Source organism: Williamsia sp. Y844, assembly GCF_056786475.1.
Map to the genome: position 1 here is coordinate 1,129,663 of NZ_JBXCJB010000001.1, position 15,575 is coordinate 1,145,237.

Consider the following 15,575-nt stretch of genomic DNA (forward strand, 5'->3'; position numbering starts at 1 on the left):
ACGACATGGCAATTGTGAAGATCAACGCGATTTCTGTCCCCGAGGGCGCAGGCCCCGAACTGGAGAAGCGGTTCGCCCAGCGCGCCCACACCGTCGACGGGTCGAAGGGCTTTCTCGGATTCCAGCTGCTGCGGCCGATAAAGGGCGAGGACCGCTACTTCGTGGTCACCCAGTGGGAGACCGAAGAAGATTTCGCGGCGTGGGCGGCCGGACCGGCCCGTACCGCCCACGCAGGCGAGAACAAGAATCCGGTGGCCTCGGGCGCGAGCCTCCTCGAGTTCGAGGTTGTCATCGACGCCCGCCCCACCACCTGAGCGCACCAGATTCTCCTGCCGCAAAACTGGAACGTGTTCTACCATTGGTCCCCAGAGGCAACCACCAACTGGAGGACCAATGACGGACACCGCCAACGCGGCACCAACCACTTCGCGCGACTACAGCGAACTGCTGATCGGCGGACGCTGGACCCCGGCCCACTCTGCTGACATTCTCGAGGTCTTCTCGCCGGCCACCGGGCAGCGCGTGGGCAGCACGCCACTGGCCGACGCCACCGACGTCGACACCGCGGTGAAAGCCGCGCGGGCCGCGTTCGAATCGGGTGTCTGGCGCAACACCTCTCCGCAGGATCGTGCCGCCGTCGTTGCCAGAGTCGCCGATCTGATCGACGAACGCGGCGCGGAGATCGCCGAACTCGTCGCATCGGAGATGGGCGCGCCACCGATGGCGGTGAGCACTCTGCAGCAGCTGCCCGCGACCGGGGTGCTCCGCGAATATGCCAAGGCCGCAATCAATTACAACTGGCTCGAGTATCGCGACGGATTGTTCGGCAAGTCGCAGATCACCCGTGAACCCGTGGGTGTGGTCGGTGCGATCACCGCATGGAATGTGCCACTGTTCCTGATCTGCAACAAGCTCGGCCCGGCCCTGTCTGCCGGATGTTCCGTGGTCCTCAAGCCCGCACCCGAAACCCCGCTGTCGGCCAATTACATCGCCGAACTGTTCACCGAGGCCGGGTTGCCCGAAGGGGTGCTGTCCGTGGTCCCGGGCGGACCGGAGACCGGAAAAGCGCTTGTCGCCCACCCGGACGTCGACAAGATCACCTTCACCGGTTCGACCGCGGCCGGGCGGGCGATCGCCGCCGCCTGCGGTGAGCAACTCAAGCGCTGCTCGCTCGAACTCGGCGGCAAGTCCGCGGCCATCGTGCTCGCCGACGCGAACCCGGCCGAGATCGCCGGCATGCTCACATTCACCGGGCTGATGAACACCGGGCAGGCCTGCGTTGCCCAGACCCGAGTCCTGGTCCCGAGCGCCAAGCGCGACGAGATCGTCGCCGCCATGGTCGAGGCCGCCAAACTCCTCAAGCCGGGTCTGCCCGACGACCCGGAGGCCCAACTCGGACCACTGATCACCGAGAAGCAGCGCACCAAGGTCGAGGACTACATCCAGCAGGGCAAGGATGCCGGCGCCACCGCCGTCCTCGAGAGCACCCGACCGGAGGGACTGGAATCGGGTTACTTCCTGAGCCCCACCATCTTCACCGGCGTCACCAACGACATGACCATCGCCCGTGAAGAGATCTTCGGCCCGGTGATCTCCGTCATCGATTACGAGACCGAGGACGAGGCGATCGCCATCGCCAACGACTCCGACTACGGCCTCGCCGGGACCGTGTGGACGGCCGATGTGGAACGTGGACTCGCGATCGCCGCCCAGATCCGGACCGGGACCTACGGGGTGAACTGGTACGCCATCGATCCCGGGTCGCCGTTCGGCGGCTACAAGAACTCCGGCATCGGCCGCGAGAACGGACCCGAGGGCCTCGCGTCCTACGTCGAACACAAGTCCGTCATCCTGCCGATGGGTTACGACCCCACCGCCTAGGCCTTCCCCCGCAAACGATCCACCTATACGAAGACGAGCCACAAATATGTGGCTCGTCTTCGTATTACCGGATCGTTTGTGAAGGAGTCAGGGGGTCGGGGCCGGGGCAGGCGCCGACGATTCCGTTGGTGCGGGGACCGGGACCGTGGAGGCACCCGCCTTGTCGGCCTCGGTCGCGAGCTGAGCCTTCACCGAATCGTCGGTGATGATGTCGATGTTGGTGACCAGCCACCGCTCGCCCGACCGCTCCATCGAATACTGCAGGCGACTGGGGTTGATCGCGACCACATCCTTGCCACCCTTGGTCACCGACTGGTTCATGAAGATCAGGATCAGCGCGGTGTCGCGGGTGTTGGTGACAACCCCGGCCTCCTGGATCGTCACCTCGGATTTGACCTGCTGATCCTTCACGGCGACAACCAGATTCGAGTCGGTGATGATCTGGTCGTATTCCTTTGCGGCAGCACCGGTGACCAGCGTTTTTGCCTGCTCCACCTGCTGCGCGACATTGTCCGGGTCGTATCCGAACATCACTGTTGCCGTATGGGTTCCGGCATCCAGCGCTTCACCACGGGCATCCTCGGTCGCCTTGGTGTCGCGGTAGTTCAGACCGGCGATCGTTGTGATGACCACCCCGGCAACCAGGATTACGACGGTCAGCACCGAGACGGCCCACCACCAGAATTTGCGGGACATCTACGTCACCCACTCGAAGTTGGTCAGCTTGAGTTGTCCGTTGATGCGGGTCATGTCCAGCTTCCATCGGAATGTCTGCAACACGGTCTGCTGCTCAGGAACGTTGGGCTGGTTCATCTCCCAGCTCGACACCAGGATCACCGATCCGGCATTCGGATCACTGGCGGTGACGGCCTCTGAGATGACGGTGCCCTTCGTCGACACATTCTCGGACTTGATCATGTTGACGGTCTGCTCCATCGACTGGCTGGTCTGCTCCATGGCCTTGCCACTGGTGCTGTCCTGAAAAGTCTTGATGGCGCCGTCGATGTTCTCGGGGTTCAGCGTTGTCAGGTTCGTGATCATCTGGCGGGCGAAAGCCGAATACTCGGCGCGCAATTCGTTGCGCTCGTCGATCTTGTCGGTGCCCAGGATGAACAGGGTCGACGCGACGACCATGCCCGCGATCAGGCCGATCGACACAACGGCCGCCAGCACGATTCCCAGTCCACGCAGATTCCCACGGCCACGGGGCGACCCAGCCGTGCCGGCAGCACCTTTCGCACCCGAGCGCCGACGCCGGGGCTTTCTTTCCTTCGCATCGGCATCGCGGACGCCGCGGCGCCGGTCGCGGTATGACACTCCAGCCGAAACCGACGTCGACCCGAACGAATGCACCGCGCCCGAATCGGTTTCGGTCTCGGTCGCGCTCCCGGTCGGCGCGGTGTCGGACCCTGCGGCCTCGATCTCGGGCTTGTCCAGGTCCACCAGCGGCTTCACAGCCGCGGCACCGGTCGACTTCGACTTCTGCTTGCGACCGAGCGGCGCCGACTTCACCGGTGAACCGGCGGGCTTGCGCGCTTTGCCACTCGGTGAACTGCTGCGCGCCGACGACTCCGGCGCATCCTGCGGCGGACCGGCGGGCCTGCTGGCCCGACGACGTCGTGGTTTCCGTGGCGCGGGTTTCTGTGGTGCGGGTTTCTGTGATGCTGGTATCTGCCGTGCCGCTTCCTGTTCTATTGATGTCTGTTCGGTTGGTGTCTGTTCAATTGGTGTCTGGGCCGTCACTGAACGGTCCCCGTGATCAGGCTCTGCCATTGACTGTTGTCTTTCTGCTGTTCCCCGCTACCACCTGTACCAGATGTGCCAGACGGTACCGCGGTTCCGGCGTTGTACGTCTTGCCGTCCGGGCCGATGTAGTCGCCGCTGACGGGGTCGTAGCTGGTGGCGTAGACGGCGGGACTGCCGTCGTCCGCGCCGGGTGCGCCGTTGGTCAAAAAGCCTTGTGGCAGATCAACTCCCGGTAGCCCGTTCGGGAAGGGAACGTTCTCGCCGATCGGCGTGTAGCCGGTTCGACATTCGGCCGGGGTCGACGCGCGGCGCCCGGGTATCTCCATACACGGGAAGTTGCGGGTTCCGCGGACCGCGACGTTGGAATCCTGAGGGACGCGGCACAACATCCCGGGAGGGAGATCACGCGGGGTCTGGGCCGACGCATCCCGTTCCGGTGTCATCGGCATGAAGCCGACGGTGCACGTGCCGGGATCCTGGAACCCCAGCGCAAAGTCGACGTTGGCGCCGTTGCGGTAGTCCTCGCTGTTGAGCGCTGTGATCAACGCTGCTATCAAGCGTGGGTAGATCACCACGATCTGCTGCAGGTTCGGATGGTAGATCGCCAGGGTCCGAGCAGTGGTGTTGAGGTTCGAGAACAGCAACGGCAGTGACTGATTCATCGAGGCGAACAGCTCTTGACTCTGCTGCGCGACACCGGGCCCCTGGTCCAGGATCCCCTGGATCTGCGGGTCGTTCGCCCGGAGCTGATCGGTGACCTGGACCAGATTCGCCGTCCACGCGCGAATGTCACCCACCGTGGCGGTCTGCGTCTCCAGCAATGGGGCCGCCTGATCGATCAGCTTGACGATGGCGTCCGAGTTCTTGTTGGCATCACCCACCAGCAGGGTCATCGAATCGAAAAGCCGCTGCAGATCTTCTCCGGTGCCATTGAACGCGTTGAACGCCTCGTCCATCACCCGACGCAACTTCGTGTCCTGAATCTGCGCGAGCAGAGCATCGGCCTGATCGAGCAACGTCCCGACCTCGACCGGAACCGTCCCGTTCTCGACCACCGACCCATCCTTGAGGTTGCCGGTGGACGATGTTTCGGGGTCAGGCGTGAACTCGATGTACTGCTCACCGACCGCCGAGACACTACGTACCGCGGCGATCGAATTGTTCGGGATCTTGGTGTCGCTGTTGATCGACACCGTTGCCAGGACACCGGTCTCGGTCAGTGCCACCGTCTGAACCTTGCCGACATCGACACCGCGGAAGCTGACATTGCCGTTCTGGTAGAGGCCACCGGTACTGGGCAGGTCCACCTTGACCGTGTACTCCCCGATCCCGACCATCGCGGGAACCCGGATGTAGAAGACCGCGACGGCGAGCATCGAGACGACCGTGATGATGCAGAAGATGATCAACTGCATGCGGACGAACGGTGTGATGCTCATGAGCCTCCCTCCGCGTTCGGCATCGGTGAGGGCTGATTGTTGTCGACCGGCATCTCGGTGGTCAGCGGACCGGTGAACGGATCGCTGCCACGGGCCGCGGCGCCGGCCGGTGCGCCGAGCAGCCCCTCGGGACCATAGAGCTGACTCTGCCCACCGAGGCTGGCCAGCGCGCCTCGCTGCAAACGCCCGAATGTGAGGTCGAGGTTGATCTCACCGTTGAGATAGTCGCCTCGGACCACCTGCGGGATGACCTCCTCGGCAAACGGGAAGGTCAGCAGGATGCCGAGCGACTGGGTCAGGGCCGGTCCGGTGGACTGCAGTTGGTCGAGTACCGGCACCAAGTTGCTGACCAGCACCGTGATGTCTTCCGAACTCGCGTTCAAGATGTCATCGGTGGTGCGGCTCAGCGTGCTCAGCGAAGCCAGCGCATCGGTGAACTGGACCCGCTGATCGGACAGCAGTGTCAGGATCTTCGGTCCGTCGGCCAATGCCTTCTCCACCACCGGTGTCTGCTCGTTGATGCGCGCGGTCATCCGGTCCAGCCCCTCCATCGCACGAATGATGTTGGCCCGCTGACTGCTCAACTCTTCTACCAGGGTGTCCAGGCGCGGAATCAGTTCCCGCAGCACATCTTCGCGGCCGGCCATCGAGTTGTTGAGCTCTTTGACGATGTCACCGACCTGCGCCAGACCACCGCCGTTGAGCACCACCGACAACGAACTGAGCACCTGTTCGGTGGTCGGGTAGGTGCAGGCGGCCACCTGCTGTGCCGAGTTGATGTCGGGAATCGGTTGCTGGTTCTCCGGATCCGGAATGTTCTCCGGCTCGGGGCACCCGGCGGCCGGGATCTCATCTCCCGCTTGCAGAGTGCCAGAATCCGCGCTCTCGGGCTGCACGATCTCCAGATGCAACGAGCCGAGCACACTGGTCATCCCGACCATCACATGGGAACCGACCGGAACCGCAGTCCCCTCGTTGAGCCGCAGCGTCACCTGCGCCTGCCAGTTCTTCACCGAGATCTTTCCGACGCTGCCGACGGTGGCGTCATCGATCATCACCGGCGCGTTCTGAACCAGGTTGGCGGCATTGGGAATAATGGTCGTCAGCTCGTAAGAGCCACGGCCGGTACCGTCCGCACCGGGTATGGGCATCGAGTTGAGCCCGTCGAATCCGCAGCCCGATGCCACCAGCGCCACGCCGATCACTGTCGCTCCGACCATGTTGCGGGCGAGTACCTTTCGCCTCAATGCTCTGCGCATCAGCCCTCACCCCCGAACGGCACCAACAACTGAGCCAAACCGGGATTTGTGTACTGCGAGCGGGTTGCCGCATCCTGATCGCGAATACCCTGCTGCGCCCGCGCTTTCACGCTCGAGTTCTGGTACGAGATCTGATCAGGTGTGGCGTTGACACCCGACACCGGGTTGGACAGGAACGGCGGGTAGTTCATCCCGATCGTCCCGAAGATCGGACCCAGGACGTCAACACACTGTTCGACCAGGTCTTCCTGGCCCGGACGGGCGGCACCCGCCATCGAGCCACAGAGGAGATTGATCAGGTTTCCACCCATGCCCAGGCCGAAAATGCCCGACAACGACCCTTGCAGCGGGTTGTAGATGTTGTAGAAGTTCGACAGCTGGGTCGGACCGGAATGTAGTAGACCCCGGATCTCTTCGTCTTTCTGCGCCAGCACATTGGTGGCTTCGGAGAGATCGCCGACCGACTCACTGAGGGCCGCCCCATTGGTGTCGATGAACGTCTTGATGTCGGTCAGCGCGGTATCGAGATTGGTCAATGCACCGTTCAGATTGTCGGTGTTGTCGGCCAGGACCTGACTGACCGAAGCGATCCGGCCGTTGAACTGCACCAACTGCTCATGACTCTGTGACAGTGCCTCGGTCAGTGTCTGGAGGTTGCGAATCGACTTGAAGAGGTCGCCGCTGCCATCGGCCAGTGTGCCGGTGACATCCGACAGTTGCTGGATGGCCTGGCGGATGGCCGTGCCGTTGCCATCGAGGTTCTCGTCGAAGACATCGACCGCGCGGGCAACCGATCCGGGGTCGGCGCCCTGCGGACCGACCGCCTCGGTCAATCTGCTCAGCTCGGCCTTGATCTCATCCCACTCCACCGGAACGGCTGTTCGCTCCATGGGGATGTCCCCACCGCCACCCAGCGTCGCACCACCGTCGTACACCGGGGTCAACTGAACAAAACGTCCCGAGACCAGGGACTGCGCGACCACGATCGCCTCGACGTCTTCGGGTAGCTTCCGGTCGCGGTCGACCTTCAGCTCGACCCGAACATCGTTGTCCCGCGGGGTGATCGAACCGACCGAGCCGACGTTGACGCCGAGGATCTTCACCGCGTCACCCTCGTAAAGAGCATTCACAGTCGAGAAATACGCGGTGTAGGTCTTGTAGTTCGCCTTCTGGTAGCCGTAATACACCGCCACGACCGCCACCACGACAGCCACGATCACCGCGGCAACCTGCCAGAACCTCTTGCTCAGCCGTCCCATTGCCATCACCCTGCCGGTCCGGTCGGATACGAAGGCGCAGGCGCCGGTTTGCTGGAGTCCGGCGAGTTCGCCATGTCCGGACGCGTGGTGATGGCCGGCGGAATCGCGAACGCGTACTTGGTGAACGCCGCGAAGGCTTCCGGGTACTTCTGCTGGAACACTCTCATGAACGTGGCGGTGAGGTCACCGAACGTGGTCAGACCCACCAGTGAAGAGAAGTACGGCCCACTGGACACGGCCTCTCCCAACACGTTTGCGTAAGGCCCGAGTTCGTCCAGGGTCACCGCCAGATTCTCTTGGTTGTCGACCAGAATCGCGAGCACTCCATTCAACTGATTGAGCACCGGCGTGAGCTGCGCGTTGTTGTTGTCGATGAACAAGCTGATCTGTGCGGTGACGTTCTGGGTACCGGTGATCAACTGCCCCAACGCATACCGGCGGGCCTGGACCTCCCCGAGCAGAGAGTTCGCGTCGACGAGCAGCGTGTTGATCTGACCGCTGCGCTTGGCCACCACGTCGGTGACATTGCCCGCGCGGTCCAGCAGTTGTGACAGCGACTCGTCGCGATCGGCAATCGCCTTGGACAGGCGCGCCACCCCGTCGACGGCGGACCGCACTGATTCCGGTGTGTCCGAGAAGGTGTCAGACAACGTGTTGAGTGCAGCATTGAGCTGGTCGGTGTCGGTTTCCTGAATCGTATCGGTGGCACCTTCGAGCGCATCGGTGAGCGAATACGGTGCCACCGTCCGCTCGACCGTGTCACCCGGCATCAGCTTTCCGGTGCCCTCTGGAACCAGGGTCAGGTTGCGGCGGCCGAGTACCGTCTCGGTCTTGATGACCGCTGTGCTGGCCTCCGGGACGCGAACCGTGTCGGCCATGTTGAAGGTGACCTTCGCCTTGGTGCCGTTGTCGGTGTCCGCCAGCGAGATCCCCTGAACGGTACCGACATTCACGCCGGAGACGATCACGATGTCACCGGTGGCCAGACCGCCGGCATCGTCGAAGAGGGCGGTGTAGACACTACCGTTCGACAGGAACGGGAGCTTGTCCATCTGCAGGGCCACGATCACCACCAACACGGCGATCACCACACCGATGAAACCCACACGGGCACGGTCGGGTTCGCCACGCTTGCGGCGACGGGCCTCGTCGGCCTGGTCGGTGGCGGTTCGCTCACCCTTGAACAGCGCAGACATCACAGCGGGTTACACCTCCCTCCGGGGTTGGTATTCGGTCCGGTCGCGTCAACCGATTTCCAGACGATCTCCTGCCCGTCGGGGCCGGTGAACATGAGGTTGACCTGGCAGAGCCAGATCTGCAGCCACGCACCATAACTACCGAGATTGGACAGTGCCTTGAAGTCCGACGGCAGACGGCCCAGCAGGCCTCGCACGTAATCTTCACCCTTGAGCACTTCTTGTGACACCTGACCGGTGGCGGTGATGAGCGACGTCAGATCGGACTGGTTCTCGGCCAGCACATCGTTGAGGTCGTTGGTCAGCTCCGAGGCGTTGGTGATCGTGTCACCGATCACGCCGCGTTGCGAGTCGAGTCCCGAGATCAGCTTCTGCAGCTGATCCAGCGAGGTGTCCAACCCCTCATCGTCGGCCTCGATGGTGCCAAGGGTGGTGTTGAGGTTGTCGATGACCTGCCCGATCAGCTGATCCCGATCGGCCAGTGAATCCGTGAAAGTCGCTGTGTTCGTGAGTAATTCGTTCAACGCCGGGCCCTGACCCTGGAACACCTTGACCAGCGACACGGACAGCTCGTTGACCTCTTTCGGATCAAGTGTCCGGAACAGCGGCTTGAAACCACCGAGGAGGTTGTCCAGATCCAGCGCCGGTTCGGTCTGGGTGACCGGGATCGACCCGTTGTCCTTCAAGAGCCGACCCGGGTCGCCGGTGCCCTCTTGCAGCTCGAGAAACCGGTCGCCGGTGAGGTTTTCGTAGCGGATCAGCGCCTGCACCGAGGTGGGCAGCCGGTACTTCTCGTTGACGTCGAACTCGACGACCGCCTTGTTGTCGGGGTTCAGTCCCACCGACCCGACCTTGCCGACCTCGACGCCGGCGATGCGCACCTTGCTGCCCGACTTCAATTGCGAGGCACTGGTGAACGTCGCCTTGTAGGCGAAGCTGGAACCGCTGCGGTACTGACTGAAAACGACCACCAGACCGATGAAGATCAGCACCATCACCACGGCAAAGGCCCCGAGTTTGATGACGGTGGCGCGAAACGCGCGCTCTCTGGATACTGCCATCTCACACCTCCCCTTGCTGACTGTTCATCGGTTGTTCCTCATCCACGCGGCGCCGGCCCGAACATCACGTCGAACAATTTGGACGCATCCAACTTGGGCGTGGTTCTCGGTTGGTATGGGACCGCGGCGTTGTCGCCGACGTAGAATCCGGCGTGCTCACGAGAACTGGGATCGCTGAGCCCGTATTCACAGGTGGGTGGCCCGTCCATGTTGACCCTCGGCAGATCCTCGGGGTAGCGGTACGGTTCCTTGCCCGGCAGCAATCCCGCGTTCAGATGTACACGCGCGTCGTCGACGCCGAACACGGGCAAGGCCTTCTGTCCGGCACTGGCGGTGGCCGTGATGAAGCAGGCCAGGCCAGGCGCCTGGTATCCGAGCAGTGTTGCGGTCGGGTTCAGGTTCGCCAACGTCGAGATGATGTTCGCCTTGGACGGCGCGATGACACCGTTGATCGTGTCCGCCATCCCGGTCACGTTCACCAGTAGCGCGTCGAGGTCGGATGAGTTGTCCACCAACGTATTACCCGTGGCCGTGAAGTTGTCGACGATCTTGAGCAGGTCGGGCATCACGTCGGCATAGACGTTGGTGAACTCAGCCGTGGCCTCGATGTCGCGACCGAGTTCGTCCAGATGCGGATTGACCTTGCCCAGCAGTTCCGAGAGGTCGGCGAAACCCTGACCGATCTGATCACCCCGGCCGGAGAGTGCGGTGTCGATCGCACCGATGGTGGCGTTGAGCTTCTCGGGCTGGACCGCAGCCAGCACGTCCACCAACCGCTGATAGATCGTGTTCAGTTCGACCACAACACGATCGGTCCCGATGGCCGAACCGCTGCGCAGTGTCTCCTCGCTGGGATCCTCGGGGATCTCGAGGTTGACCGACTTGGCACCGAATACCGTGTTGGATTTGATGTCTGCCCGGACGTTGGCCGGAATGTACTGGAGTTGGTCCGGATTCATGTCGAGGACGAGCTTCACACCGTCGGGCGACTGCGTGATCGCACCGACGCGGCCGACCACGACACCACGCAGCCGGACCTTCGCGTCCGGGCTCATCACCAGTCCGGCACGATCGGCGGTCAGTGTCACCGGCACCGTCGAGGCGAAGGAACCGAGGAACTGCAGGGATGCCAACGCGCACGCCATTATCAGCGACACCACCAGCACGGTGGCCGCGATCTTCTTCGCCCAAGCGGGGCGTTCGGTTTTCTGTGACATGACCTACCCCGAGAGGTTGAACTTTCCGTCGACGCCGTAGATGGCCAGCGAGAGCAGCAGCGTGATCACGACGACCACGACCAGCGAAGCCCGCACCGCGTTACCGACCGCGATACCCACACCCACCGGACCACCCGAGGCGTTGTATCCGTAGTAGGTGTGAATCATCATGACCGCCACCGCCATACAGATCGCCTGAACAAACGACCACAGGATGTCCGTCGGGATGAGGAATGTCGAGAAGTAATGGTCGTACACGCCGGACGACTGGCCGTAGAGGAACACCGTCGCAAAGCGACTGGCCAGAAAGGAGGCCACCGACGCCAGTGAGTACAGCGGGATGATCGCGATCAGACCGGCCACGATCCTGGTACTGACCAGGTACGGAATGGATTTGATCGCCATTGCCTCGAGGGCGTCGATCTCCTCGCTCACCCGCATCGCACCGAGCTGTGCCGTGGCACCGGCGCCGATCGTTGCCGCCAGGCCGATTCCGGCGATGACCGGCACCGCGATTCGAACGTTGATGAATGCCGCGAAAAATCCGGTGAGTGCCTCGACGCCGATGTTCGACAAGGAGCTGTAGCCCTGGACGGCGATGGTGCCGCCGGTGAAGAGCGTCAGGAACCCGACGACCACAACGGTGCCACCGATCATGGCAAGTGCACCCGAACCCATGCTGATCTCAGCGATCAGCCGCAGCGTTTCTTTCTTGTACGCCCGCACCGCACGGGGGATGTTGATGAGACTGTCCCAGTAGAAGAATGCCTGATCACCTATGCGATCCCAGCCGGAACCAGCTCGTTTGAACGCCACACGCGTTGAGCGTAGTCGGACGGTATTAGGAAGGATCATTTGCGCTACCCTGCAGTCGCTTTGAGGCCGACCGCGGTGACCACGACGTTCACGACGAACAACGCCATGAACGAATAGACCACGGTTTCGTTGACGGCATCGCCGACACCTTTGGCGCCACCGGCCACGTGCAGGCCGCGGTAGCAGCCGACCAGGCCGGCGGCGAGGCCGAACAGCGCGGCCTTCACCATCGAGATCATCAGTTCGGGAAAGCCGGTCAGCAGCGTCAGATTGGCGATGAACGCGCCCGGATTCACGTCCTGCAGGTACACCGAGAACACGAAGCCACCACCGATACCGATGGTGCACACCAGAGAGTTGAGGAGGATCGCGACCAGCGTCGAGGCGATGACCCGGGGCACCACCAGGCGGTGGATCGGATCGATGCCAAGGACCTGCAGGGCGTCGATCTCCTCACGGATCGTCCGGGCTCCGAGGTCGGCACAGATGGCGGTCGCGCCGGCTCCGGCAACGATCAGCACCGTGACGATCGGGCCGATCTGGGTGATGGTGCCCAGTGCGGCGCCTGCGCCCGAGAGATCCTGGGCGCCGAGTTCGCGCAACAGGATGTTGAGGGTGAAGCTGACCAGAACGGTGAACGGGATGGCAACGAGAACGGTGGGAACCATCGATACACGCGCGATGGCCCATGACTGCTCGACCGTCTCGCGCCACTGGAACGGTGCCCGAAAGAGCTCCCGGGCCGCGCTGACACTCATGGCAACGAAATCCCCGACGCCCTCGAACGGACCTGCCAGCCTGCGGTTCACCAACTCTCCTTCAGCAAAAGACTTCCCCCCGGACCGGACTGAGCTGTCTGATCATAACGTGTTCTAGTTCTGAATTCGGTGATTCGTAGTACTTGCCAACAGGAACTTTTCACTCGAGACGTCCGTCCAGAAGCTTTCAGATTGAAACACGTTCCACACTCGCAAGGCCCTACGTTCCCCTAACGGGGGCCTGCCAGTTTGACCGCGAACTTATCACACGTCCAGTTCACTCAACGGGAAGAAACGGCCAACAGTAAGGTCTCGAAATGGCTACCCGAACAGGGCTTTACCAGCAGAGAACGTGTCTGCAGGATCGCGGTCGACGAAGTACTCGGCAAGACTCTTCGTCAAATCGCCTCGATCCCAGGCGTCGCCGGCTGCGACAAAGCTCTGCTCCACCGTCGGCGCCGCCATCAACGTCACCTTGGGTCCGTAGACCACGAACACCTGACCGTTGACGCCGTCCGATTCCGGACTCGCCAGGAACTGCACCAGCGTGACGACGTGATCGGTCGACAGCGGATCGACCGAGCCCTGCGGCGCATCGCCAAAGGTGCCCTCGGTCATCGCGGTACGCGCACGTGGGCAGATCGCGTTCGAGCGCACGCCGTAGGCGGCCAGGCCGCGCGCGGCGGTCAACGTCAGCGACGTGATCCCCGCCTTCGCCGCACCGTAGTTGGCCTGCCCCACCGGACCCGACAACCCGGCCTCGCTGGAAGTGTTGATCAAGCGGCCGAACACCGGTCCGCCTGCCGCCTTCGACTGCGACCGCCAATACGCGGCGGCATTGCGGCACATCAGGAAATGCCCACGCAGATGCACCCGGATCACCAGATCCCAGTCATCGTCGGACATGTTGAAGAGCATCTTGTCCCGGACCAGGCCGGCGTTGTTCATCACCACATGCAGACCGCCATGCGATTCGGTGGCAACTCGCATGATCTCGGTGGTGGTGGCCGAGTCCGAGATGTCGCCTGCCACCGGCACGCCGACACCTCCGACGGCCTCGATCTCGGCGAGGACATCACTCGAATCGAGCGCACCGGCGAGGTCGTTCACGATCACCGTGGCGCCGAGGGCGCCGAGTCCGATCGCCTCCGCCCGCCCCAATCCGGCTCCGGCACCGGTCACCACCGCCACTTTTCCGGCGAGTTCCGGCCCGGATTCAGATTTTGCGCTCACAGATCCTCCACTCGATGTCACCAACCCGGATGAGCCCTCACGGGCACACACCGGGTGCGTCGAGTCAAATGTAGAACGTGTTCTCGATTTAGGGCAACTGTCGGATCTGCAATCCCGGGTTCCGGCACCCGGTGCGCCGCAATTCGACGCACCGGATCACCACCCTCAATCCTCGACGGATAACGCCGACTTGGGGCAGCTGCTGACCACCTGACGCATCTCCTCGCGCCGCTCTTCGGGCACATCCTCTTGCAATATGACCAGGTAGTCGTCGTCATCGAGATCGAAGACGTCTGGCGCCATGCCCACACAGACACCATTGGACTCACATAGGTCGAAATCAGCCTTGATCTTCATCGCCACGAGCTCCCTTCCCTTGCCGTCCCAGGACGGCCCCAGTATTGACGGACACCTACCAACAGGTTAGAACGTGTTATAGAAGGAGTCGACCGGGATCCCCCGCCCCGACCCCCTCTTTCCCACCCGAAACCCCCCTGGAGCACCGATGCGCATCGCATATACCGACCAGCAGCAAGAGCTTCGGCGCGAACTCCGGGCGTACTTCTCCCATTTGATCACGCCCGAACGTCGATTGGCACTGTCTTCCACGAGCGGAGAGGTCGGTGAAGGCAACGTCTATCGCGAGGTCGTGAGTCAGATGGGCCGCGACGGCTGGCTCGCGCTCGGCTGGCCCAAGGAGTACGGCGGCCAGGAACGGTCGATGATGGATCAGTTGATCTTCACCGACGAGGCGGCCATCGCCGGTGCACCTGTCCCCTTCCTCACGATCAACTCCGTCGCGCCGACGATCATGCATTTCGGTACCGATGCGCAGAAGGCAAAGTACTTGCCCGCCATCGCATCCGGTGATGTCCACTTCGCCATCGGCTATTCAGAACCCGGCGCAGGCACCGATCTGGCGTCGCTGCGCACCTCGGCGGTCCGGGATGGCGACGACTTCGTCATCAACGGCCAGAAGATGTGGACGAGCCTGATCCAGTACGCCGACTACATCTGGCTCGCGTGCCGCACCGATCCGGACGCGAAGAAGCACAAGGGCATCTCGATGCTCGTCGTGCCGACCGATGTCGAGGGATTCTCGTATACGCCGGTGCACACGATGGCCAGTGTCGACACGAGCGCCACCTACTACCAGGACGTGCGCGTACCCGCCGATTCCCTGGTGGGTGAGCTGAACGGCGGCTGGCCGCTGGTGACCAACCAGCTCAACAACGAGCGGGTGTCCCTGTGTAGCGCCGCACCGATCCAGACCGCCTTGCGCGAGACGATCGAGTGGGCCCAGAACACCAAAAACGCCCGGGGCGTAACGGTCATCGATTCCGAATGGGTTCAGATGAATCTGGCCAAGGTCCATGCCAAGGTCGAGTTCTTGAAGCTGATCAACTGGAACATCGCCTCCGACGCAGACGAAAAGGGGGCAACCGGCGGTGGATCTCCCTCACCGGCCGACGCCTCGGCCACCAAAGTGTTCGGTACCGAGTTCGCCACCGAGGCCTACCGGTTGCTGATGGAGGTGTTGGGCCCTGCGGCCACACTGCGGCCGGGCAGCCCCGGCGTCCACCTCCGGGGCCGCCTGGAACGCTTCCACCGTTCGTCGCTGATCTTGACCTTCGGCGGCGGAACCAATGAAGTCCAGCGAGACATCATCGCGATGCTCGCCCTGGGCCAGCCCCCGGCCCGACGCTGATA

15 protein-coding genes are annotated in these 15,575 nt (G+C 62.9%); 3 read left to right on the top strand and 12 right to left on the bottom strand.

Features of this window, described 5'->3' with window-relative positions:
• Positions 1-5: 5 nt before the first annotated feature.
• Both AC1TQG_RS05000 and AC1TQG_RS05005 read left to right on the top strand, forming a co-directional pair.
• Positions 6-314 (top strand): antibiotic biosynthesis monooxygenase family protein, encoded by a 309-nt coding sequence (locus AC1TQG_RS05000; protein WP_482135823.1) that lies wholly within the window; start codon positions 6-8, stop codon positions 312-314.
• Positions 315-393: 79 nt separating this feature from the next.
• Positions 394-1,881, top strand: coding sequence for an aldehyde dehydrogenase (locus AC1TQG_RS05005; protein ID WP_482135824.1), 1,488 nt, complete (start codon positions 394-396; stop codon positions 1,879-1,881).
• Positions 1,882-1,968: 87 nt separating this feature from the next.
• Here the strand turns inward: AC1TQG_RS05005 and AC1TQG_RS05010 are convergent, their stop codons facing one another.
• The 12 genes from AC1TQG_RS05010 to AC1TQG_RS05065 all read right to left on the bottom strand — a co-directional run bounded on the left by AC1TQG_RS05010 (position 1,969) and on the right by AC1TQG_RS05065 (position 14,222).
• Entirely contained in the window at positions 1,969-2,577 is a 609-nt protein-coding gene (locus tag AC1TQG_RS05010) for a hypothetical protein (RefSeq protein WP_482135825.1), read from the bottom strand.
• Positions 2,578-3,393, bottom strand: a complete 816-nt coding sequence (locus AC1TQG_RS05015) for a hypothetical protein (protein ID WP_482135826.1) — start codon at positions 3,391-3,393, stop codon at positions 2,578-2,580.
• A gap of 227 nt (positions 3,394-3,620) precedes the next feature.
• Positions 3,621-5,066: an MCE family protein gene (locus AC1TQG_RS05020; RefSeq protein WP_482135827.1), complete on the bottom strand. Its 1,446-nt coding sequence runs from the start codon at positions 5,064-5,066 to the stop codon at positions 3,621-3,623.
• Complete coding sequence (locus AC1TQG_RS05025; protein ID WP_482135828.1) at positions 5,063-6,325, bottom strand: MlaD family protein; 1,263 nt, start codon at positions 6,323-6,325, stop codon at positions 5,063-5,065. Before AC1TQG_RS05025 ends, AC1TQG_RS05020 begins: the two co-directional genes overlap by 4 nt.
• Positions 6,325-7,590: an MCE family protein gene (locus tag AC1TQG_RS05030; RefSeq protein ID WP_482135829.1), complete on the bottom strand. Its 1,266-nt coding sequence runs from the start codon at positions 7,588-7,590 to the stop codon at positions 6,325-6,327. Before AC1TQG_RS05030 ends, AC1TQG_RS05025 begins: the two co-directional genes overlap by 1 nt.
• Complete coding sequence (locus AC1TQG_RS05035) at positions 7,590-8,780, bottom strand: MCE family protein (protein ID WP_482135830.1); 1,191 nt, start codon at positions 8,778-8,780, stop codon at positions 7,590-7,592. Before AC1TQG_RS05035 ends, AC1TQG_RS05030 begins: the two co-directional genes overlap by 1 nt.
• On the bottom strand, positions 8,780-9,841 hold the full coding sequence (locus tag AC1TQG_RS05040; RefSeq protein ID WP_482135831.1) for an MCE family protein: 1,062 nt from the start codon (positions 9,839-9,841) through the stop codon (positions 8,780-8,782). Before AC1TQG_RS05040 ends, AC1TQG_RS05035 begins: the two co-directional genes overlap by 1 nt.
• Before the next feature lie 38 nt (positions 9,842-9,879).
• A complete protein-coding gene (locus AC1TQG_RS05045; RefSeq protein ID WP_482135832.1) occupies positions 9,880-11,058 on the bottom strand; it encodes an MCE family protein in 1,179 nt (392 codons plus the stop codon).
• A 3-nt stretch (positions 11,059-11,061) separates the two neighbouring features.
• The gene (locus tag AC1TQG_RS05050; RefSeq protein ID WP_482135833.1) at positions 11,062-11,913 is read right to left on the bottom strand and encodes an MlaE family ABC transporter permease; all 852 of its coding nucleotides are present in this window, start codon (positions 11,911-11,913) and stop codon (positions 11,062-11,064) included.
• A gap of 5 nt (positions 11,914-11,918) precedes the next feature.
• Positions 11,919-12,683 carry an MlaE family ABC transporter permease gene (locus tag AC1TQG_RS05055; protein WP_482135834.1) on the bottom strand — a complete coding sequence of 255 codons (765 nt, stop codon included), beginning with the start codon at positions 12,681-12,683 and terminating at the stop codon, positions 11,919-11,921.
• Between the two features lie 270 nt (positions 12,684-12,953).
• Positions 12,954-13,865, bottom strand: coding sequence for a 3-oxoacyl-ACP reductase (locus AC1TQG_RS05060; RefSeq protein ID WP_482135835.1), 912 nt, complete (start codon positions 13,863-13,865; stop codon positions 12,954-12,956).
• A gap of 165 nt (positions 13,866-14,030) precedes the next feature.
• Complete coding sequence (locus tag AC1TQG_RS05065) at positions 14,031-14,222, bottom strand: ferredoxin (RefSeq protein ID WP_482135836.1); 192 nt, start codon at positions 14,220-14,222, stop codon at positions 14,031-14,033.
• Between the two features lie 148 nt (positions 14,223-14,370).
• Between AC1TQG_RS05065 and AC1TQG_RS05070 the strand changes: the two genes are divergently transcribed.
• Entirely contained in the window at positions 14,371-15,573 is a 1,203-nt protein-coding gene (locus AC1TQG_RS05070; protein WP_482135837.1) for an acyl-CoA dehydrogenase family protein, read from the top strand.
• Positions 15,574-15,575 lie beyond the last annotated feature (2 nt).

Excerpts from the sequence above, each read along its gene's own strand:
- AC1TQG_RS05000 (WP_482135823.1), top strand. The coding sequence starts at position 6 with ATGGCAATTGTGAAGATCAACGCGATTTCTGTCCCCGAGGGCGCAGGC.
- AC1TQG_RS05005 (WP_482135824.1), top strand. The coding sequence starts at position 394 with ATGACGGACACCGCCAACGCGGCACCAACCACTTCGCGCGACTACAGC.
- AC1TQG_RS05010 (WP_482135825.1), bottom strand. The coding sequence starts at position 2,577 with ATGTCCCGCAAATTCTGGTGGTGGGCCGTCTCGGTGCTGACCGTCGTA.
- AC1TQG_RS05020 (WP_482135827.1), bottom strand. The coding sequence starts at position 5,066 with ATGAGCATCACACCGTTCGTCCGCATGCAGTTGATCATCTTCTGCATC.
- AC1TQG_RS05025 (WP_482135828.1), bottom strand. The coding sequence starts at position 6,325 with ATGCGCAGAGCATTGAGGCGAAAGGTACTCGCCCGCAACATGGTCGGA.
- AC1TQG_RS05030 (WP_482135829.1), bottom strand. The coding sequence starts at position 7,590 with ATGGCAATGGGACGGCTGAGCAAGAGGTTCTGGCAGGTTGCCGCGGTG.
- AC1TQG_RS05035 (WP_482135830.1), bottom strand. The coding sequence starts at position 8,780 with ATGTCTGCGCTGTTCAAGGGTGAGCGAACCGCCACCGACCAGGCCGAC.
- AC1TQG_RS05040 (WP_482135831.1), bottom strand. The coding sequence starts at position 9,841 with ATGGCAGTATCCAGAGAGCGCGCGTTTCGCGCCACCGTCATCAAACTC.
- AC1TQG_RS05045 (WP_482135832.1), bottom strand. The coding sequence starts at position 11,058 with ATGTCACAGAAAACCGAACGCCCCGCTTGGGCGAAGAAGATCGCGGCC.
- AC1TQG_RS05050 (WP_482135833.1), bottom strand. The coding sequence starts at position 11,913 with ATGATCCTTCCTAATACCGTCCGACTACGCTCAACGCGTGTGGCGTTC.
- AC1TQG_RS05065 (WP_482135836.1), bottom strand. The coding sequence starts at position 14,222 with ATGAAGATCAAGGCTGATTTCGACCTATGTGAGTCCAATGGTGTCTGT.
- AC1TQG_RS05070 (WP_482135837.1), top strand. The coding sequence starts at position 14,371 with ATGCGCATCGCATATACCGACCAGCAGCAAGAGCTTCGGCGCGAACTC.